Genomic DNA, 18,596 nt, shown 5'->3' on the forward strand with positions numbered 1-18,596 from the left:
GATTGGAAGGAGACGTCATGACCGACCCCACCAGCTGGGACCCCAGCACCCCCGGCATCCTGCGCCTGCCCTCCGGCCGCCTCCTGCGCGGCCGCGGCCTCAGCCGACCCATGCCTCCCGGACCCCAACCGACCTTCGGCCTCTACCTGTTGGACGACCGGCCGCCCCACGTCGACTGGCCGAGCCGCTGGGTCCGCTGGCCCGACTTCGGCCTCCCCGCCGACCACGCGGACGCCCACGACGCCTTCCGCGAGGCCTGGGAGCGCTCCGCCACCGAACGCGTCGAACTCGCCTGTGCCGGCGGCTGGGGCCGCACCGGGACCAGCCTCGCGTGCATCGCCGTCCTGGACGGCGTCCCGGCGGTGGAAGCGGTGCCGTACGTGCGGGAGCACTACGACCCGCACGCCGTCGAAACGCCGGAGCAGCGCGCGTTCGTGGAGCGGCTAGCCTAGGCGAGGTGGGGAACGATCCAGAGATGTCGGTGGCCAACGAGATCACCGGCACGATCACCGGCAACGTCTACCAGGCCGGAACGATCAATCTGACCAAGGCCGTCGAGCCGACAGTCACCGCCGAGTCCATGGCCGCCGCCCGCGCCGCGTACGCCCGACGGGTGCGGGAGACGTACGGGCGGCTCGATCTGGAGGTGCTCACCCCGCTCTCCGAACAGGGCGAGCACCCGGCGGTCGAGCTGCGGGAGGTGTTCGTCACCCCGCAGGTGCGGGAGGACCCGCCGCCGGTGGAGCTGCCGCGCGAGCTGGTCCAACGGCTGCTCGCGAGCGGCGAGTTCGCGGAGGAGGCCCTGCCGGGAGATCTTGGACAGTCCGCCCTGGAGCGCTTGCGCACCGAGTACCTGAACCGGCCGACGGAGGACGTGCTCTCCGTCCTCGCCGGGCCGCGCGGCGAGCGGGTGGTCCTGCTCGGCGACCCGGGGGCGGGAAAGTCCACCCTCGGCCGGTACTTGGCTCTGACGCTGGTGCAGGACGCCGACGGTCCGCTCGCCGCGCTGGACGGGCTGGTGCCGCTGGTGGTCGAGCTGCGGCAGTACGCCGAGGGGCAGTGGCGCGAGCGGACGTTCGAGGACTTCCTCGACCACCGTCACGCCGTGGCCGGGATGTCGCTGCCGGGGCCCGAACTGCGCCAACTCCTCTCCCGGGGCGAAGTGGTGGTCGTCTTCGACGGCCTGGACGAACTCTTCGACCCGGGCGTGCGCGCCGCCACGGCGGAGCGCATCGCGGCCTTCGCGGCACGCTACGAGCGGGCGCGCGTGGTCGTGACCTCGCGCGTCATCGGCTACCAGCGCGGACCGCTCGGCGGCGCCGGGTTCACCCACTTCATGCTCCAGGACCTCGAACCGGACCGGATCGCCGACTTCGCCCGGCGGTGGTACGCCACCGCGTGTCCGGCGGATCCCGGGCTCGCCGGACGGCTGGTCGAACGCATCACCAGCGCCGTCGGAGCATCCCGCCCCATCCGCGAACTGGCGGGCAACCCGCTGCTGTTGACCATCCTCGCCATCATCGGCCGCCGTCAGGCGCTGCCCCGCGACCGCCAGGGCGTCTACGAACACGCGGTCAGGGTGCTGGTCGCCCACTGGGACCGCGACACCAAGCACCTGAACACCCCCCTGAAGCCCGGCGCTTCCGAGGTTCTCGACCATCTCGACGACCGCGAACGCCTGGAACTGCTCCGCCTGCTCGCCCGCCGCATGCAGGAGGGCACCGGCGGCATCGCGGGCAACCACATCCACGCGGAGGAACTGGAAGCGGTCTTCCGCGACTTTTTCGCCCAGTTCGGCTACCTCCCCCACCAGTGCCTCGCCGCCGCCCGAACCCTGCGGGACCAGCTGCGGGAGCGAAACTTCATCCTTGCCCGGTACGGCAGCGAGGTGTACGGGTTCGTCCACCGGGCCTTCCTTGAGTACCTCGCGGCGGCGGACATCGTCCAGCGCTACACGGTCGGGAGAGAGTGGACACCGGAGGAGATGATCGAGGAGATCTTCGCCCGGAGGGCGGACGACCCGGCGTGGCACGAGGTGCTGCTGCTGGTGGTCAACCAGCTGAGCGAAGCGGATGCGGGAAGGGTCGTCGACCACCTGCTGGACCGTCGGGACGAGGATTCCCTGGTCCTTGCACTCAGGTCACTGGCGGAAGTCCGAAAAATCGGCCTGCTGAACGTGCAGAGCAACCGGGCTGTCGACGCCGTCATCGACGCGCTGGAGTCCGACCGGGACCTGCGACGCGGAAGTCAGCTGGCCACCGCGTTGACCTCACTGAATGCGACGCCGGCCTGGACCGGGCGTGAACACTTCCTCCGCTGGTTCCACCTCCAGGGGCAGTTCACCTCGGCGAGCGCGAGGACCGCAGTGGCCATGGCTCTCCACCCCTCGCTCGACGCCTCCCTCGCCCTCGTGACCTTCGGCCCTCCGGCGATCCGCGTCACCGCCGTCACCGCCCTGGCACACCGTTGGAATGCCGACCTCGATCTCGCCCCCACTCTGGTGGAACTCGCGACCCGTGCGCCACAGTGGGCGGTCCGCTCCAAGGCCGTGGCCGAACTGGGAAGGAGGTGGCCCGAGAACCACGAAGCGCTCTCCATTGCCCTGCGGCAGGCCGCCGAAGAACCCGACGCCGACGCGCGGGTCGCTGCTCTGGCGACCCTTGCCCGCAGCTGGGCTTCACATCCCGACGTCCTGCCGCTACTCCTGGACCGAGCCACCACTGACGACTCCCGCGAGGCCCGGGAGGCGTTGAAACTTCTGCTTAGTGCGTATTGGCCAGATCATCCGGCTGTTCACTCGCTCGCCCGGGACCTCCCACCGGGGCCTGGTCACAGCATCGACGACCCGGACGACTTCTGGCCGAGCCGCTTCGACGGTCCCGAAAGACTGCTGGAGTTCGCGGTCGACGGCATCGAAGTCATCCGACGCGTGGCGCTCATGGACCTCGTGCAGACTTGGCCTGCAATCGACAGGGTTCTCACACTGCTTCTCGACCGTACGGCCAACGACACCTCCCCGGCGATCCGCCGCATAGCGGTCAACGAGCTCGGCGGCCGTTGGTCCGGACATCCTGGGGTCCTGCCCCTGCTGTGGCACCGCGTCGATCACGAGGCTGACGACGCCGTCCGCGTCTCCCTCTTCGAAGCGATCGCCGCCGTGGCCCCGGACGCGCCCGAGACCCTCGCACTGCTCACTCGGTTGGCCACCGATCCCGAGTCGATCGGCTTCAGGGAATTGGCCCTGGCGCTGCTGGCCAGACACCTGCCCTCGCATCCCGCCACTCCCCGGCTCCTCCTCCACCACGTCACGGAGAACCCGAACCCCACGGCCCGGGGCACGGCGCTCAGCCAGTATGCGTTGGTCGCCGTCGATCGGGCCGAGACCACCGTCCGCGCCCGCGCCACCGACGATCCCAGCCCGGAGGTGCGCAGCCGGGCGCTGACCATGCTGGCCTGGCAGTGGCCCGGCCATCCGGAGACCACGGCGATCCTCCAAAGGGCTCTCGCCGATCCCGAGGTCCGCCAGGCCGCCGAGGACGGCCTCGGGGCCGTGGCACACCTCACCGCCAACGCCTGAGCCCACTCAGGCCGAAGCCAGGGTGCCAAGCGCGACGATGCCCGCGCGGCTGGAGCGGTAGACCGTCCCGTCGGCGGCGGCCAGTCGGATCGGGTTTCCTCCCGCGGTGTCGCCGCCGGGCGGCTCCGACTGGTCCTGCCAGCGCAGTTCACCCGTCGCGAGGTCGAACGCATACAGCTGGTCGTCGCCCGCGTCGGCGTACACGGCACCGCCGTCGGCAGCGGTCATGGCTGTCGGCCCGGGGCGGCTCCCGACGGGCACGTCGGCCGTCACGTCAGCCGGTGCGGCCTCCGGCAGGTCATCCGGCACAACCTCGCGCGCCCCCCGTCCGGCGCGGCATCCCGTCTCGCATCCTCGTTCACGCCGGACAGGACTTCGCTCCCCGCCCCGGGGTTGTACCGGATCCGGAAGAAGATCACGAGCAACCCCGGCCGCCGACGCTACGTCTTCCGCAACTCCGGCGCCGGCGCCCCGATGAGCAGTCGCCGCACCGCGTCCCAGGCCGCGCGCAGGGCGGCCGCGCAGGCCCGGGTGTCGGAGCCGAGCAGCCGCAGCCAGGCGCCGCTGTCCTGCGGCAGCACGCTCACCCCGTACAGCAGCGAACGGTCCCGGCCGGCCACCGCCTCGTGCAGGACGTCCGCGATCCGGCCCGCCGGGGCGAGCGGGCTGAGGACGTACAGGCTGGACATCACGTCGTGCCCGGCCAGTACCGCCGGGCCGGAGACTCCGCTGCCCCCGCCCGCCGAGGGTTCCAGCCGGACGGTGTCCAGTACCACCAACTCGCCGTCCGGGCGCCGGACTTCGAGGTCGGATGCGAGCACCCGGTAGGCGCTGCGTTCGCCCCGGGCGAGTCGGCCGGCCAGGACGGTCTCGCCGGCGAGCACCGTCGCGCCCGGGTCGACGGTGAGGACGGTCCGCTGGTAGAGGCGCGAGTCGACGAAGGGGATCACCGGCTCGGGCAGGTACTCGACGTAGGCGCGCGGGCCGGCCGTCAGGTTGACCAGCTGCGTCGCGTAGTCGTGTTCCATCCGGTAGACCTTGGTGGCCGCCTGGGTGGTCAGGTGGACGGCCGTGTCGGCGCCGCAGTGCAGGTCGGTGCGGAGCCGGTCGGCTTGGAGGATGCCGCCGCCGGTGGACATCAGGAAGGTGACGGCGAGGTCGGGGCGGGCCGGGTCGAAGTACAGCGGGCGCATGATCTGCAGCGGTGACTTCTGGTAGTGGCCGGTGAGTTCGGTGCGCCCGCCGACTTTCTCGAAGGCCAGTTCCAGCAGCCCGACCTTGCCGGGACGCCCGACCGCGAGGGTGTCGGGCGTCCCGGCGAAGCGCCGGACCGCGTACGGGACGCGGGCCGGCTCGTAGTGCCGGGGGTCGAGCCGGGGAACCGCCGAAGCCACCGCGGCCGGGGAAGCCTGAGGATCCGGAGGAGCCACCACAGCCGGGGCAGCCGGGGCAGCTGCCACAGTCGGGGAACCCGTCACGCCGGAACCGCCCGGAAGGTCTCCAGGAAGGCCGCGATCTCCTCCAGCCCCTCCCCCGTCAGGCAGTTGGTGAGCACGACCGGGCCGCCCTCGCGCACCCGGTGGGCGTCGGACTCCATCACCCCGAGGTCGGCGCGGACGTACTGGGCGATGTCGATCTTGTTGATGACCAGCAGGTCCGACTCGGTGATGCCCGGGCCGCGCTTGCGGGGCATCTTCTCGCCCTCGGCGGTGTCGAGGACGAAGAGGAAGAGGTCCACCAGCACCGGGCTGAAGGTCAGCGTGAGGTTGTCGCCGCCGGACTCGAAGAGCAGGGTGTCGACGTCCGGGAAGCGCTCCAGCATCTCGGCGCCGGCCGCGAGGTTCATCGTCGGGTCGTCCCGGACGGCGGTGTGCGGGCAGGCGCCGGTCTCCACGCCGACCACCCGCTCGGGGTCCAGCACCCCGGCCAGGGTGCGCCGCACGTGCTGGGCGTCCTCCTGGGTGTAGATGTCGTTGGTGATGACCGCCGGGCGGTGGCCTCGGGCGATCAGCACCGGGACGAGCGCCTCGATCAGCGCCGTCTTGCCGGAACCCACCGGTCCGCCGATGCCCACGCGGAGCACGTTCTCGGTCAACTCTCCTCCTCTGATGGTTCGTTGTGCTGTGTTCGGGTGCAGGGGTCAACTCATGAACAGCCGGGCCTCCGCCCGCTCGTGCCGCCCGGACATGGCGTCGGCGACCGGCACGCAGCCGCCGAGGTCCGCCAGGTCCCGTTCCAGGGCGGCGGACACGACCTCCCGGATCACCGGGGAGGTCGCCCGCAGCACCACCTGCGCCTTGCGGTGGTCGGTCAGCCGGAGCCGCAGCGCCGCGCCGACGAAGCTGGTGCAGAACGCGAACAGGTCGCTGGTGACGGCCTGGTGGACCGGAACCCCGGCCGAGGCGTACGCCACCCCGGCGGCCACCGCCTGACAGCCGGGGGCGCGCTTCTCCGCGACCAGTCCGGCGTACCGCTCCAGCGGCTCGCCGCCCACCGACTCCCGGGCGATGTCCAGGAGTTGGCGTCCGGTCCGGGTGGCGGCCAGGCGCAGCTCGCGGTTGAGCCTGGTGGCGTGAAGCCGCTGGTCGGTCTCGGCGAGCAGCTCCCAGTCACCCGCCGTGGCGGCCCGGTGGGCCAGGACCAGGGCCGTGGCGTCGGACGGTCCGACGCCGTGCCGCAGCAGGTCGGCGAGCAGCTCGGGCAGGGTGTCCGGGGTGACGGCCTTGGCCTGGGCGTAGCCCTCCAGGCCGTGCGAGAGGGTGTAGAAGCCGCTGGGGAAGGCCGAGTCGGTCAGCTGGAGGCAGACCAGCAGCGTGTCCAGCGAACCGGCCTGAGCGGCGCTCACCAGATCTCTCCCAGGAGACCCCCGGCCTCAGCCGGGGGAGATGGGGGTCCCCCCGCCCGGCGGGTGGGGAAGGGTCCTTGGCATGGAGCCGCGCTGCGGCGGAGTTCTCTGCACATCTGTTCTGACTTGCACTCTCTTTCATTGTCAGTGGGTGCTGTCAGGTTGCGGAACATGACGGCAGTGGCTGAGAGGATCTGTTCGTGCACCGCGTGCGGAGCCGTATCGCCTCGCGACAAGAACTCCGCCCGTGTGATGCTCGTCCGGGCCGGTCTCAACCCGGCTGGTGTTGATCGTGGAAGACCTGAACGTCCGCAGGGCGATCAGGCGGCGTGAGCCAGGAATCCCCTCCCGCCAGGCAGGGGAGGATGTCAAGCGAGGTAGAACAGGTGGTTGAGCGGCAGCTCGCGGGCCGGTTCGATGGTGGCCGGCTCGCCGTCCAGGGTGACCTTGTACGTCTCCGGGTCGACCGCGATCTTCGGCAGGGCGTCGTTGCGCACCATGTGCTGCTTGCCGACCGAGCGGCACCGCCGCACCGGCAGCACCCGGCTCTCCAGGCCGAGTCGGGCCGGAACCCCGAGGTCGACGGCGGCCTGCGACATGAAGGACACCCGGGTGGCCTGCCTGGCCCGCCCGTACTGGCCGAACATCGGGCGGTAGTAGACCGGTTGCGGGGTGGGCAGCGAGGCGTTCGGGTCGCCCATCAGCGCCCAGTTGATCACGCCGCCCTTGATGACCATCTTCGGCTTCGCGGCGAAGGAGTTGATCGGCCAGAGCACGATGTCGGCGAGCTTGCCGGGCTCCAGCGAGCCGATGTGGTCGGCGGTGCCGGAGGCGACGGCCGGGTTGATGGTGAGCTTGGCGAGGTAGCGCAGGACGCGGAAGTTGTCGTTGCGCTCGCTGTCGCCGGCGAGCTTGCCGCGCTGGTCCTTGCAGTGGTGGGCGGTCTGGAAGGCGCGGGTGAAGGACTCGCCGATCCGGCCCATCGCCTGCGAGTCGGAGGAGAAGATCGAGATGACGCCCTCGTCGTGCAGCACGGTCTCGGCGGCGATGGTCTCGGCGCGGACCCGGGAGTCGGCGAAGGAGACGTCCTCGGGGATGCTGTGGCTGAGGTGGTGGCAGACCATCACCATGTCCAGCAGCTCGTCGACCGAGTTGACGGTGTAGGGCAGCGTGGGGTTGGTGGAGGACGGCAGCACGTTGGGCTCGCCGGCGATCCGCATGATGTCGGGGGCGTGGCCGCCGCCCGCGCCCTCGGTGTGGAAGGTGTGGATGGTGCGGCCGTCGATCGCGGACAGGGTGTCCTCGAAGTAGCCGGACTCGTTGAGGGTGTCGGTGTGGATGGCCACCTGCACGTCGTACTCGTCGGCGACGCTCAGCGCGCTGTCGATCGCGGCCGGGGTGCTGCCCCAGTCCTCGTGCACCTTGAGGCCGCACACGCCCGCCTCGACCTGTTCGCGCAGCGCACCGGGCAGCGAGCCGTTGCCCTTGCCCAGCAGGCCGACGTTGACCGGCAGGTCCTCGACGGCCTGGTACATCCGGTGGATGTTCCACGGGCCGGGGGTGCAGGTGGTGCCGTTGGTGCCGTCGGACGGTCCTGTGCCGCCGCCGATCAGGGTGGTGATGCCGTTGCTCAGCGCCTCCTGCACCTGCTGCGGGGCGATGAAGTGGATGTGGGTGTCGATGCCGCCGGCGGTGGCGATCAGGTGCTCGCCGGAGATCACCTCGGTGCCGGGGCCGATCACCAGCCGGGGGTGCACTCCGCTCTGGGTGTGCGGGTTGCCGGCCTTGCCGACGGCGACGATGAGGCCGTCCTTGACGCCGATGTCGCCCTTGACGACGCCGAGCACCGGGTCCATGACCACCACGTTGGTGATCACCAGGTCGAGCGCGCCCTGTACGGAGGTCGCGGCCGGGTCCTGGGCCATTCCGTCGCGGATGGCCTTGCCGCCGCCGTAGACGGCCTCGTCGCCGTAGTGGCCCTGGTTGAAGTCCCGCTCGACCTCGACCACGAGGTTGGTGTCGGCGAGGTGGAAGCGGTCGCCGACGGTGGGGCCGAAGAGGTCGGTGTACTGCTTGCGGGAGAGGATGGCCATCAGTGGTCGCCTTCCTGGCCGGCCGGGCGGGTCTCCGTGGGGAGGTCCCGCGGCCGGTCTTCCTTGTGGTCGAGGTTGGTGCCCTTGAAGCCGCGGGCGATGGCCCGGTCAACGGCGCGGGCCCGGGTGCCGGGGGCGGTGATGCCGCCGTCCACGAGGTTGGCGAAGCCGACCAGGCGGCGGTGGCCGCCGAACTCGGCGAGGGTGACGTCCCTGGTGTCGCCGGGCTCGAACCGGACGGCGGTGCCGGCCGGGATGTCCAGGTGCTTGCCGAAGGCGGCGTTGCGGTCGAAGTCGAGGGCGGGGTTGGCCTCGAAGAAGTGGTAGTGGGATCCGACCTGGATCGCCCGGTCGCCGGTGTTGCTGACCGTGACGGTGGCCTTGGCGCGGCCGGCGTTGATCTCCACCGGGTCGTCGCCGTACAGGTATGCGGCGCTGCCGGACATGGCTGGCCTTCCTCTCTGCCGGGTCAGTGCGGGACGTGTGCGGGTTCGTGGGTGTCGTGGCCGTGGCCGTGGCCGTGGTGGTGCCCGTGGTGCCGGTGGTGCTGCCCGCCCGGCCCGTGGCCGTGCCCGGAGCCCGGCCCGTGGCTGTGCGCGTAGCCGTGCCCGTGCTCGGCGTCGAGGCCGGCCAGGATGCCGTCCTCCCCGTGCCCGAGCAGGTGCAGCGCCGCCGCCGCCCTGGCCGCGACCACCCCGGCGACGGCGGACGGCCGCAGCAGCGGGCCGCCGTCCCGTACGCCGGGCAGGGCGGTGCGCAGGGCCGGTCCGAACGAGGCCGGAACGGCCGTCACCTCGCGGGCGCCGAGCAGTCGGCAGCGTTCGGCGCCCTCGGCCGGGTCCGGGTCGCCGCCGTCGAAGGCGACCTCGACCCAGCGGTGCCGGCCGTACTGGCGGGCGAGGCGGGCGATCCGGAACAGCTCGGCGTCCTCGAACGGGCCGGCCGCCGGGGCGGTGACCAGCACCGCGCCGTCGGGGGCGGCACCGGCGGCGGCACGCAGCCAGCCGATCAGGTGGTCGGCGGCGCCGAAGGGCGCGGTCAGGGCGAGTCGTCCGCGGCCCTCTCCGGCGGCGAGCCAGCGCAGCGCCCGAGCGGTGTCGGCGACCAGCCCGGGGTCGCGGCCGAGCGTCATCGGCACGACGCACACCGCTCCGTCGCCCGCCGCGGCAAGCGCCGACCGTACAGCCTGGGTGAGCGGGCGGCCGGCGGGGGCGGCGGCGTGTACGGCGGGTCCGGCGTGTACGGCGGGTCCGGCGGGTCGGGCGGGTCCGGTCGCGACCAGCGTCGCGAGGTCCCGTCCGCCGTCGCTCTCGTGCCCGCCGGCCAGTACCACGGTGGCGGCCTGGGACCGGGTCATCGCTCAGGCACCCACCGGGTCGTGGCAGGAGACCAGTTTGGTCCCGTCCAGGAACGCCGCCTCGACCTGGAGCAGCGGAAGCATCTCGCGCACGCCCGGCATGACGTCCGCGCTGCCGACGACCTGCTTGCCGATCTCCATGCACTCGGCGACGGTGCGGCCGTCCCGGGCGCCCTCCATGATGGCCTCGCTGATGAGCGCGCAGGCCTCGCTGTAGTTCAGTTTGACGCCACGGTCGCGGCGTTTGCGGGCCAGATCGGCGACGACGTAGATGTACAGCTTGTCCATCTCACGCGGTGAGAGATTCACGGGGACCACTCTTCCTTTCCGGGAATCCGATGGAATGCAACAAAGCGGGAACTGATCGGGCCGCTTGGACCGCTTGGACTGCCTTCATTGCCTTCATTGCCTTCATTGCCGGCAGTCGGCCGAAGTACGGGAACTCCGGGGAAACCGGATGCGGAATTCAGGTCCGGCGCAGGCGCGGGACGGCCGGCACCGCCGCCAGGAACAGCATCGTGGTCAGCACGAACGGCCAGGTGAAGGCGTGGCCGCCGAAGGATGCGGAGGCCGCGCCGAGCGCCGGGGTCAGTACGGTCGCGCCGGCCGCGCCGACCAGGGCGTAGGCCGCGCTCCAGCCGTCGGGCACCAGGAACACCCCGCACAGCGCGAGGGCGACCAGCACACCGCTGTACCCGAGCAGGCCCTGGCCGACCGCCTCGCCGGGGGCGCCGAACGCCCAGGCCGTGAGCAGCCCGGTGGCGCTTCCCGCGCAGGCCATCAGGCCCGCGATGCGGCTCGCCGCGAACAGCCCGGCCAGGAACAGCAGGCCGACGTACCACTGGGGCATGAAGAAGACCTGACCGATGTTCGCGAAGAACCCGCGCCAGAGCTGGTCCCAGGTCAGCCCGGTCGGCCCGCCGGCCGGGACGGGCAGGGCGGCAGGTGCGCCGGCGCCGTGCCACAGCCGGCGGAAGCCGGGGGCAGCCGCCGTGACGGCCGTCGCGACCAGGCAGAACGGCGCGGTCAGCGCGGGCAGCCGCCAGGTGGCGAGCAGCGTCCCGAGCCCCGCCGTGACGACCACGGCGACCGCGGCCCCGAGGACCGCCACCGCGACCGTCGCCGGGTGCCCGGCCCCCAGGAAGACGGCGCAACCCAGCGCCACCAGACACCCGTTGTACCCGTGCAGCCCGGCCTCGACGGCCTCCCGGTCGAGCCCCAACCCGTACGCGACGGCGGTGGAGACGGCGCTGCCGAGCAGCCCGTAGAGGCCGAACTGCCAGCCGGCGGCGAGCAGTGCGGCCACGAAGAGGAGTCCGCACACGACGGACGGCATGAAATCGACCTGCGCCACGCCGCGCAGGATCTCCGCGAGCACTCTGCCGGATATCGGACGAGCCGTCACCGGGGCGCTCTCCCCAGCCTTTTGCCAATCCATGCTGCGCACCATTTCCGGTACGGCCGGCCTGCCTGAGAGTCGGCCCCGGCGATTCCTCCGGAACCGTACTCCTACGGATTGCGAAGTCCAGGGGGCGCGGAGTGTTATGCCAAATCCACGAAGGGTGACCGCCGGGCCGCTGAACTGCAACAATATGTTGAAGTCGATGCCCGTCGGGTTCGTTGCAGGGAGAAATCCTTTGCGAAGTTTTACTGACGGTTGGCGAACGCGGCACCGAGACGCCGGGTCAGGAACCGCTCGGACGACTCCAGTTGGAGCTCCGGCATGTCCAGGTGGCCCCCGGGGTTGGCGTGCAGCGTCTTCTCCCGGGAACCCAGCGCGCCGAACAGCGCGAGCGCCCCCTCGCGCGGGACCAGCCGGTCGTCCCACTGGAGCAGGAACTCCACCGGCACACCGACCCTCCCCGCCGCCTCCGCCTGCGAGGAGTGCCCCGTCAGTCCGAACACCGCGGCGGCGATGCGCGGCTCGGCCGCCGCCAACGGGATGCCGATCACGCTCCCCAACGACAACCCCCAGTACCCGACCGGCCCGAGGCCCTCCGCCTGCCCGAGACTCTCCGCCGGCCCGCCCTCCGCCGCCAGAGCGGCCAGTGCGTCCAGCGCGTCCAGCACCGCCACCCACTCCGCCACCGCCCGCTCCGCGAGCGCCGCCGTGTGCCGCGCCACCCACGCACTGACCGGCCGGCCCGCCGCGATCAACTCCCCGATCTCGGTGGCGAACCGCTCGTCCTGCGCACTGCGTGCCCGCTCCCCGTGCCCCGGCGCGTCCAGCGCCACCGCCGCGAACCCGTGCCGCCGTACGCACCGGTGCGCCCGGTCCACCAGCCCCGGCCCCAGCTTGTGCCCGCCGCCGCCGTGCCCCAGCAGCACCAGCGGCCGCCCACCGAGGGGCGGCCCGTCCGGCTGCCACAGCACTCCGGGCACGCCGTCGAGGGTGAAGTGGCGCTGCGTCACGCCGTCCGCGCTGGATTCCGAGGTGAAGTGCACCCGGCCATCATGGCTCCCGACACACGTTCGAGTCCCGGCTTTTCGCCGCGGCCACCGGAGCCGCTGCCACCGGAGCCTCCGCAGCCGAAGCCGCCGCCACCTCCGCCGCTGACGGAACGCCCGGGAGCGGGAGGTCGGCCGGGACGACTTCCCACCCCCCGGCGGGTCCACCGGTGCGGCTACGCGGCCGGGGCGGGCTCGCCGAGGAAGGCCAGGAGGAGTTCGGTGATCTCGGCGGGGCGTTCCAGGCTGGGGAGGTGGCCGGCCCAGGGGAGTTCCCGGTGGCGGGCGTCGGGGAGGAGGGCGGGGAGGGCGGCGGCGATGTCGCGGAAGTCCTGGAAGTCGTGGGCACCGGCCACGGCCAGGGTGCGGGCGGTGATCCGGCCGAGGTCGACGTCCTCGCGGTCGGGGCCGATCGTCGCCTCCAGCTGGACGTCGAAGGCGTGGCGCTGCATCAGCCGGACCTGCGCCCGGGCCTGCTCGTCGGCCTCCGGGCCGAGCCAGGCGTCGACGTTCAGCTCGACGGCCGCGTCGAGGTCCCCGGCCTCGATCAGTTCGTCCTCACGGCCGCCGAAGGCACGCAGGGTGTCGCTGGGCTGGTGTCCGGGCATGCCCGCGCCGAGCAGGGCCAGCCTGGTGACCGCCTCGGGGCGCAGCGCGGCCGCCGTCAGAGCGATCCGGCCGCCGTGGGAGGCGCCGACCAGGGTGGCGGTCTCGATGCCCAGGTGGTCGAGCAGGGCCAGGACGTCCCCGGTGTCGCTGTAGGGGCTCTCCGCGAGCGGCGTGTCGCCGAAGCCGCGGAAGTCGCAGCGGACCACCCGGTACCCGGCGTCGATCAGCGGCTGCCACTGCGCGTCCCACATCCGCCGGTCGCACACCGAGGAGTGCAGCAGCACCACGGCGGGCCCACTGCCTGCAACATCATGAGAAATGATCACCCGGCGGATGCTAGTGCCCACCTGCCCGTTCCCCAATCGATTTGAAACCGCCCCGGCCGGCGGTAAGCGCTTCCGGCGGTCCCCGGGCTCTGGACGGGTGAAGGAGGTGCTCGAAGGTGCTCATGGGAGATGCGAAGAGCGAGCGGGACGACGGGTTCCAGGCGTTCATCGTCGCGGCCTGGCCCCGCCTGGTGCGGACGGCGTACCTGCTGGCCGGCGAGCAGTACGCGGCCGAGGACCTGGTGCAGTCCGCCGCCGAGAAGGCCTGCGCGGCCTGGTCGAGGGTGCGCCGGGCCGACGATCCGTACGCCTACGTGCGGCGGATCCTGGTCAACCAGCACGCCCGCCGCTGGCGCCGTCGGGCGCCGGAGCTGCTGGTGGACGCGGTGCCGGACACGGCGGGGACCGAGGACGGCTTCGCCCGATCCGACCAGCGCGGGGCCCTGCTGGCCGCGCTGGCCACCCTGCCGCCGCGTCAGCGCGAGGCGGTGGTGCTGCGGCACTGGGAGGACCTGAGCGACAGCCAGACGGCGGCGGCGATGGGCTGCTCGGTGGGCGCGGTGCGCAGCCACGCGGCGAAGGGCATCGCGCGGCTGCGGCAGGTCACGGCACTGGTGGAACTCAAGGACACGACGCACATCGGAGGAACGGCATGAGGCGCGGAACGGACCAGGAGCCGGGCGGGACGGGCGCGTGCGTGGACGACGGCAGGGACGTGTGGGTCGGCCTCGGCCTGGCCGAGGCGGCGGCGGGCGCGCGGATCGGTCCGGCGCCGGTGGCGGACATCGTGGCGGGCGGCCGCCGACTGCGGCACCGCCGCCGTACGGTGGTCGGCGCGGTGGCGCTGGCCTCGGTGGTGGCGCTGACCGGCGGGGCGCTGGCGCAGCTGCGCCCTGGCCCGGCGCCCGCCCACGGGGTCGGCCCGGCGGGCGTCGGCACCGTGCTCGAACCGGCGACCGCCGCGCCCTCGACGACTGCTGCGGTGCGTGACCCGCTCACCCCGGTCCGGGTGCTGCTGAGCCAGGGCGCGGCCCCGGACGGCAAGCAGTGGCAGCTGTGGGCGGCGCTGTGGCCGGAGGCCCCGCGGGAGCGGGCGTTCGAGCAGGCGACGGCGGTGTGGAAGGAGCGCAGCCGCTACGACCCCGCCGTGGCCGAGCCGACGGAGGAGTACGTCCAGCGGTACTGGCAGCCCGACTCCGATGTCGTCAACGTCTACTTCACGGTGGACGGGGTGCGGCTGAGCCATGACTCCGAGGGCTCCCAGCCGGCCCCGGGCAAGGTCGACCCGCGCAGCCGGACCACCTTCGGCGGCGGTCTGTTCGGCCACCGGGGCAAAGGGGACACCGTGGCCCCGCTCGACGTGGTGCTGCTCTGGCTCGGCCCGGACGTCGGCCGGGTGGTGGTGACCTGGACCGACGGCACCTCCACCGAGCCGCCGCTCGTCACCGTGGCCGACTCCCCCGTCCGCACGGCGGTGGTGGCCCGCCCGGGGGCGAAGCGGGCGGCCTCCTGGCAGTTCTTCGACAGGGACGGCCGTGCGCTTCCGGACGCCGGCGCCAAGTTCCTGACCGAGCCCGGCTTCTGAGGTCGGCTCCCCCGACGCGCCCTCAGCCGAGGAGCAGCTTCGCGGCCGCCGCCGCGCCGTCCGTGCGGATGCCGGCGGCGAGGGCGGCGGCGCGCTCGCGGGTGGCGGGGGCGAGGGCATGGCGCAGGGCGGTGGCGAGGGACTCGGCGGTCGGGGTCGGGCCGTCGTGGGCGGCGCCGATGCCCAGCGCCGCCACCCGCGAGGCCCAGTACGGCTGGTCCACCATCTGCGGGACCAGCACCTGGGGCACCCCCGCCCGGGCCGCCGTGGTGGTGGTGCCCGCGCCGCCGTGGTGGACGACGGCGGCGACCTTCGGGAACAGCGCCTGCTGGTTGACCTCGCCGACCGCGAAGCAGTCCCCGGCCCCGTCCACCTCGGCGAGCCGGGCCCAGCCGCGGCCGAGCAGCACCCGCCGGCCCTGGGCGCGGACGGCCTCGACGGCCGCCTGGGCGGCGCCCGCCGGGTCACGCAGCGGCATGCTGCCGAAGCCGACGTACACCGGCGCCTCACCGGCCGCCAGGAAGGCGGACAGGTCGGCGGGCAGCGGTCGTTCGTCCGGCAGGATCCACGCGCCGGTCTGCACCGCCTCGGGCCATCCCTCGGGCCATCCCTCCTCGGGCCGCCCCGCCCCGGCCGGGCTCGGCCACGGGTCGAGCAGCGGGTCGGTGGCCAGCCACGGCCGGCCGGTGAGGACGTGGTCCCGGACGTTGTCGACCTCGGGCAGTCCGACCGCCGCCCGGTGGGTGTTGACCGCCTCCCCGAACAGCGTGTTCATCGTCCCGATGTTGAGCTCCCACAGCTCCCGGAGGTCGGTCACCTCCGGCGGGTACGGCGCCATCGGGTACTCGAAGGGCCGGTGGTGCGGGGAGGGCAGCACGGTCGGCTGGAGGGCGACGTACGCGAAGCGGGCGCCCAGCCGCTCGGCCGCCGCCTGCGCGCCGGCCACCGCCGGGAACAGACCGGTGGCCACCACCGCGCCGCCCGGCTCGGCCGCCCCGAGCACCGCCGCGTGGAACTGCTCGACCAGTCGGGCGGCGCGCTCGGAGATGCCCGAGGGCGCCGGCGGCGGCCCGCTGACCAGCGCGCGCACCGACTGCCCGACCGGCACCAGTTCCACCCCGGCCTCGGCCAGCCGCGCCGAGAACTCCTCGTCCGGCGACGCGCACACCCGCACCGAGGCGCCCAGCTCCTGCAACCGCAGCGCGAGCGCGGCCATCGGCTCGACGTCCCCGCGCGACCCGTACGTCGACAACACCACTCGCACGTCAGACTCCCCGTCATTTCCCCGGCCTCATGCCCTTGAGCCGGTGATTCTGCGGCATCGCCGGGGTCTTGTGGCAAGGCCCCCCGTGCGCTATACGTTGAGAGTGGCGAGGAGTGGGGAAAGCCGTCCTCGGGGACGGCCTCCCACAGCACGGACCTCCTGCCAGAATCGCCCCATGCGCGCGATCATCGAGTCCATGGCCGGTCAACTCACCCGTGTTCCGGGCGTGGTGGGGGTGATGCTCGGCGGGAGCCGGGCCCGCGGCGAGGAGCGGCCGGAGTCGGACTGGGACCTCGGGGTGTACTACCGGGGCGGCCTCGACCTCGACGCGCTGCGTGAACTCGCCGGGCCGGGGGCCGAGGTGGCCGGTCCGGGCGGCTGGGGGCCGTGGGTGAACGGCGGGGCGTGGCTGCGGGTCGACGCGGTCGCCGTGGACTGGATCCTGCGGGACCTCGACCGGGTCGAACGGGTGTGGGCGGACTGCCGCGAGGGCCGTTACGAGGTGGGGACGCAGGCCGGCCATCCGCTCGGCTTCTGGTCCCCCTGCTACCCGGGCGAGGTCGCCCTCGGGCAGCCACTGGCCGACCCCACCGGGGAGTTGGCGCGGCTCAAGCGGCAGACCGCCGACTACCCGGAGCCGCTGCGCGAGGCCCTCACCGCTGCCACCTGGGAGGCCGGCTTCCTGCTGGAAACCGCCGCGAAGAGCGCCGTCCGCGCCGACGCCCTGCACGTCTCGCTCTGCCTGTCCCGCGCCGTCGGCATCCTGGTCCAGGCCCTGTACGCCCACCACCGCCGCTGGTGCCTCAACGAGAAGGGAGCCCTGGCCGTGGCGGAGCAACTGCCCGACACACCAGGGAACTTCGGCACGGTCGCGCGCGGCCTGCTCGCCGAGCCCGGCGGATCGGCGGCGGAACTGACGGCCACCGTCACCCGGGCCCGGGAGCTGACCCGGGAGACGGTGGCAGCACTGGGCCGCTGAACCGGACGCCACGGACCCCGACAGCGCGCGGCGGCGCGTAGCGGCGCGCGGCCGGTCAGCCCGGGTGGTCAGCCCGGATGGTCAGCCCGGGTGGTAGGAGAGGGTGAGCTCGTGGTCGGGTTCGGCCGTCACCGCGAGGGCCGCCGATCTGAACTCCCCTTCCCGGTCCGGCTCCACGTCGACGCAGTCCGGGCAGCACAGCTGGTCCACCACGGCCGCGAACCGCCGCTCCGCCACGGTCCGGTGATCGCCGGCCGCGTGCCAGAGCGCGGCGGCGGCCTCCGAGGGCGTGCACTCCCCCGACGTCAGCCGGGCCGCCGCGCGGTGCAGCTCGCAGCGCCGGACGAAGTCCTCGTCCGGCACCGGCAGGCCGAGCTCGGTCATCGCCCGCCAGAGCAGTGCCGTCAGTTCGGCCGAGTGCTCGCCTCGGCCCCGCCGCCCCGCCAGCTCGCACAGTGCGGGCGACTCCCCGCCGACACCTGCCGCCAGCAGCTCGGCGGCGGCCATCGGCAGCTCCTCGGGGGAGACGGCTCCGGTGGAGTACCGCCAGCCCAGGGTGAAAGCGTCGTTCATGGCCCCATGATCACCCGGCGACCGGGGCCCTGACCAGCGAGTTGCCCGCGCTGCGGAAAACCGCAGGGCGGGGGACTGTGGTTTTCCGCAGGAGGTTCGCCGGAAACCCGCATACCGCCGCTGACCTGCGATTTCTAGCGTGGAGGGCAGAGCCGAGCGCACCGGCGCCGGCGTCCCTACCCCCTGGAGCACCGCATGCGGAACACCGTCCTCGCCATCGCCCAGCAGCCCGCCGACGGGTTCGCCGGCTGGGCGGCCGACCTGGTGGACACCATGGGCGGCCCCGGCGCCGGCCTGGCGATCGCGCTGGAGAACCTGTTCCCGCCGCTGCCCAGCGAGGTGATCCTGCCGCTGACGGGCTTCGCCGCCGGGCAGGGCGTGATCAGCCTCGCGTCCGCGCTGACCTGGACCACCCTCGGGTCGGTCGTCGGGGCCGTCGTCCTGTACTGGCTGGGCGCGCTGTTCGGCCGGGAGCGGATGCACGCGATCTGGGCCCGGCTGCCGCTGGTCAAGGCCTCCGACCTGGAGCGCACCGAGGCCTGGTTCGCCCGGCACGGGACGAAGGCGGTACTGCTGGGCCGGATGGTGCCGATCTTCCGCAGCCTGATCTCCGTCCCGGCCGGGGTCGAGCGGATGCCGCTGCCCGCGTTCGTCATGCTGACCACGATCGGCAGCCTGGTGTGGAACAGCGTGCTGGTGATGGCCGGGTTCCTGCTCGGGGACCGCTGGGACGTGGTGGAGACGTACGTGGGCCTGCTCTCCAAGGCGGTCCTGGTGGTGGTCGTGGTGGCCGTGGCCGGGTACGTCGTGATGCGCTGGCGCGGGCGCAACAGCGCCGCCCAGCACCGCCGCGCCCGGTGAGCGAGCCGACCGGCCGGAACGTCCGGAGCCACCCGGGCCGCCCGACCGGCCCGGGCCACCCGACCGATCCCGCCGGCCC

At 73.1% G+C, this 18,596-nt stretch carries 19 protein-coding genes and 1 pseudogene; 7 read left to right on the forward strand and 13 right to left on the reverse strand.

Features of this window, described 5'->3' with window-relative positions:
* Positions 1-17 precede the first annotated feature (17 nt).
* Together ACIQ87_RS02705 and ACIQ87_RS02710 are read left to right on the forward strand one after the other, a co-directional pair.
* Entirely contained in the window at positions 18-452 is a 435-nt protein-coding gene (locus ACIQ87_RS02705) for a protein-tyrosine phosphatase family protein (RefSeq protein ID WP_402400487.1), read from the forward strand.
* A 5-nt stretch (positions 453-457) separates the two neighbouring features.
* The gene (locus ACIQ87_RS02710; RefSeq protein ID WP_402400489.1) at positions 458-3,577 is read left to right on the forward strand and encodes a HEAT repeat domain-containing protein; all 3,120 of its coding nucleotides are present in this window, start codon (positions 458-460) and stop codon (positions 3,575-3,577) included.
* A gap of 6 nt (positions 3,578-3,583) precedes the next feature.
* Here ACIQ87_RS02710 and ACIQ87_RS02715 read toward each other — a convergent pair whose 3' ends face one another.
* From ACIQ87_RS02715 to ACIQ87_RS02730, 4 genes are all read right to left on the reverse strand, one after another.
* Positions 3,584-3,805 carry a PQQ-binding-like beta-propeller repeat protein gene (locus ACIQ87_RS02715; RefSeq protein WP_402400492.1) on the reverse strand — a complete coding sequence of 74 codons (222 nt, stop codon included), beginning with the start codon at positions 3,803-3,805 and terminating at the stop codon, positions 3,584-3,586.
* A 212-nt stretch (positions 3,806-4,017) separates the two neighbouring features.
* Positions 4,018-4,971 carry an urease accessory protein UreD gene (locus tag ACIQ87_RS02720; RefSeq protein ID WP_402400494.1) on the reverse strand — a complete coding sequence of 318 codons (954 nt, stop codon included), beginning with the start codon at positions 4,969-4,971 and terminating at the stop codon, positions 4,018-4,020.
* An 80-nt stretch (positions 4,972-5,051) separates the two neighbouring features.
* A complete protein-coding gene (ureG, locus tag ACIQ87_RS02725; protein ID WP_402400497.1) occupies positions 5,052-5,672 on the reverse strand; it encodes an urease accessory protein UreG in 621 nt (206 codons plus the stop codon).
* 45 nt (positions 5,673-5,717) lie between these two features.
* Positions 5,718-6,422 (reverse strand): urease accessory protein UreF, encoded by a 705-nt coding sequence (locus tag ACIQ87_RS02730; RefSeq protein ID WP_402400499.1) that lies wholly within the window; start codon positions 6,420-6,422, stop codon positions 5,718-5,720.
* Between the two features lie 186 nt (positions 6,423-6,608).
* Between ACIQ87_RS02730 and ACIQ87_RS02735 the strand changes: the two are divergent.
* A pseudogene (locus tag ACIQ87_RS02735) lies at positions 6,609-6,816 on the forward strand (RNA-guided endonuclease TnpB family protein); the annotation flags it as partial.
* Here ACIQ87_RS02735 and ureC read toward each other — a convergent pair.
* The 7 genes from ureC to ACIQ87_RS02770 all read right to left on the reverse strand — a co-directional run bounded on the left by ureC (position 6,791) and on the right by ACIQ87_RS02770 (position 13,255).
* A complete protein-coding gene (gene ureC, locus ACIQ87_RS02740) occupies positions 6,791-8,515 on the reverse strand; it encodes an urease subunit alpha (protein ID WP_402400502.1) in 1,725 nt (574 codons plus the stop codon). The pseudogene ACIQ87_RS02735 and the gene ureC sit on opposite strands and share 26 nt — an antisense overlap.
* A complete protein-coding gene (locus ACIQ87_RS02745; RefSeq protein ID WP_402400505.1) occupies positions 8,515-8,961 on the reverse strand; it encodes an urease subunit beta in 447 nt (148 codons plus the stop codon). The genes ureC and ACIQ87_RS02745 overlap by 1 nt, the downstream gene beginning before the upstream one ends.
* 23 nt (positions 8,962-8,984) lie before the next feature.
* Entirely contained in the window at positions 8,985-9,872 is an 888-nt protein-coding gene (locus tag ACIQ87_RS02750) for a sirohydrochlorin chelatase (RefSeq protein ID WP_402400508.1), read from the reverse strand.
* 3 nt (positions 9,873-9,875) lie between these two features.
* A complete protein-coding gene (locus ACIQ87_RS02755; RefSeq protein ID WP_350739600.1) occupies positions 9,876-10,181 on the reverse strand; it encodes an urease subunit gamma in 306 nt (101 codons plus the stop codon).
* A gap of 157 nt (positions 10,182-10,338) precedes the next feature.
* The gene (locus ACIQ87_RS02760; RefSeq protein ID WP_402400511.1) at positions 10,339-11,226 is read right to left on the reverse strand and encodes an urea transporter; all 888 of its coding nucleotides are present in this window, start codon (positions 11,224-11,226) and stop codon (positions 10,339-10,341) included.
* 293 nt (positions 11,227-11,519) lie between these two features.
* Positions 11,520-12,317 (reverse strand): alpha/beta hydrolase, encoded by a 798-nt coding sequence (locus ACIQ87_RS02765; RefSeq protein ID WP_402400514.1) that lies wholly within the window; start codon positions 12,315-12,317, stop codon positions 11,520-11,522.
* Between the two features lie 179 nt (positions 12,318-12,496).
* The gene (locus ACIQ87_RS02770) at positions 12,497-13,255 is read right to left on the reverse strand and encodes an alpha/beta fold hydrolase (protein ID WP_402400916.1); all 759 of its coding nucleotides are present in this window, start codon (positions 13,253-13,255) and stop codon (positions 12,497-12,499) included.
* Positions 13,256-13,377: 122 nt separating this feature from the next.
* Between ACIQ87_RS02770 and ACIQ87_RS02775 the strand changes: the two genes are divergently transcribed.
* Together ACIQ87_RS02775 and ACIQ87_RS02780 are read left to right on the forward strand one after the other, a co-directional pair.
* Positions 13,378-13,911, forward strand: coding sequence for a SigE family RNA polymerase sigma factor (locus ACIQ87_RS02775; RefSeq protein WP_402400516.1), 534 nt, complete (start codon positions 13,378-13,380; stop codon positions 13,909-13,911).
* Positions 13,908-14,840 (forward strand): hypothetical protein, encoded by a 933-nt coding sequence (locus ACIQ87_RS02780; protein ID WP_402400519.1) that lies wholly within the window; start codon positions 13,908-13,910, stop codon positions 14,838-14,840. Before ACIQ87_RS02775 ends, ACIQ87_RS02780 begins: the two co-directional genes overlap by 4 nt.
* A 22-nt stretch (positions 14,841-14,862) precedes the next feature.
* Here ACIQ87_RS02780 and ACIQ87_RS02785 read toward each other — a convergent pair whose 3' ends face one another.
* The gene (locus ACIQ87_RS02785) at positions 14,863-16,104 is read right to left on the reverse strand and encodes a glycosyltransferase (RefSeq protein ID WP_402400521.1); all 1,242 of its coding nucleotides are present in this window, start codon (positions 16,102-16,104) and stop codon (positions 14,863-14,865) included.
* Positions 16,105-16,279: 175 nt separating this feature from the next.
* Here ACIQ87_RS02785 and ACIQ87_RS02790 point away from each other — a divergent pair, with 175 nt between their 5' ends.
* Positions 16,280-17,083, forward strand: a complete 804-nt coding sequence (locus ACIQ87_RS02790) for a nucleotidyltransferase domain-containing protein (protein ID WP_402400524.1) — start codon at positions 16,280-16,282, stop codon at positions 17,081-17,083.
* 81 nt (positions 17,084-17,164) lie between these two features.
* On the opposite strand, the gene ACIQ87_RS02795 is transcribed toward ACIQ87_RS02790, so the two are convergent.
* Positions 17,165-17,656 carry a hypothetical protein gene (locus ACIQ87_RS02795; protein ID WP_402400527.1) on the reverse strand — a complete coding sequence of 164 codons (492 nt, stop codon included), beginning with the start codon at positions 17,654-17,656 and terminating at the stop codon, positions 17,165-17,167.
* 195 nt (positions 17,657-17,851) lie between these two features.
* On the opposite strand from ACIQ87_RS02795, the gene ACIQ87_RS02800 reads away from it, so the two are divergent.
* Positions 17,852-18,517, forward strand: coding sequence for a DedA family protein (locus ACIQ87_RS02800; RefSeq protein WP_402400530.1), 666 nt, complete (start codon positions 17,852-17,854; stop codon positions 18,515-18,517).
* Positions 18,518-18,596: the final 79 nt, after the last annotated feature.

This window comes from Kitasatospora sp. NPDC096204, from assembly GCF_044763205.1.
In the GTDB taxonomy this organism is placed as follows: Bacteria; Actinomycetota; Actinomycetes; order Streptomycetales; family Streptomycetaceae; genus Kitasatospora.

What these genes read in the sequence shown, in the direction of transcription:
- ureC (WP_402400502.1), bottom strand. Translation starts at nt 8,515, where the DNA reads ATGGCCATCCTCTCCCGCAAGCAGTACACCGACCTCTTCGGCCCCACC.
- ACIQ87_RS02790 (WP_402400524.1), top strand. Translation starts at nt 16,280, where the DNA reads ATGCGCGCGATCATCGAGTCCATGGCCGGTCAACTCACCCGTGTTCCG.
- ACIQ87_RS02705 (WP_402400487.1), top strand. Translation starts at nt 18, where the DNA reads ATGACCGACCCCACCAGCTGGGACCCCAGCACCCCCGGCATCCTGCGC.
- ACIQ87_RS02775 (WP_402400516.1), top strand. Translation starts at nt 13,378, where the DNA reads ATGGGAGATGCGAAGAGCGAGCGGGACGACGGGTTCCAGGCGTTCATC.
- ACIQ87_RS02780 (WP_402400519.1), top strand. Translation starts at nt 13,908, where the DNA reads ATGAGGCGCGGAACGGACCAGGAGCCGGGCGGGACGGGCGCGTGCGTG.
- ACIQ87_RS02795 (WP_402400527.1), bottom strand. Translation starts at nt 17,656, where the DNA reads ATGAACGACGCTTTCACCCTGGGCTGGCGGTACTCCACCGGAGCCGTC.
- ACIQ87_RS02750 (WP_402400508.1), bottom strand. Translation starts at nt 9,872, where the DNA reads ATGACCCGGTCCCAGGCCGCCACCGTGGTACTGGCCGGCGGGCACGAG.
- ACIQ87_RS02715 (WP_402400492.1), bottom strand. Translation starts at nt 3,805, where the DNA reads ATGACCGCTGCCGACGGCGGTGCCGTGTACGCCGACGCGGGCGACGAC.
- ACIQ87_RS02800 (WP_402400530.1), top strand. Translation starts at nt 17,852, where the DNA reads ATGCGGAACACCGTCCTCGCCATCGCCCAGCAGCCCGCCGACGGGTTC.
- ACIQ87_RS02745 (WP_402400505.1), bottom strand. Translation starts at nt 8,961, where the DNA reads ATGTCCGGCAGCGCCGCATACCTGTACGGCGACGACCCGGTGGAGATC.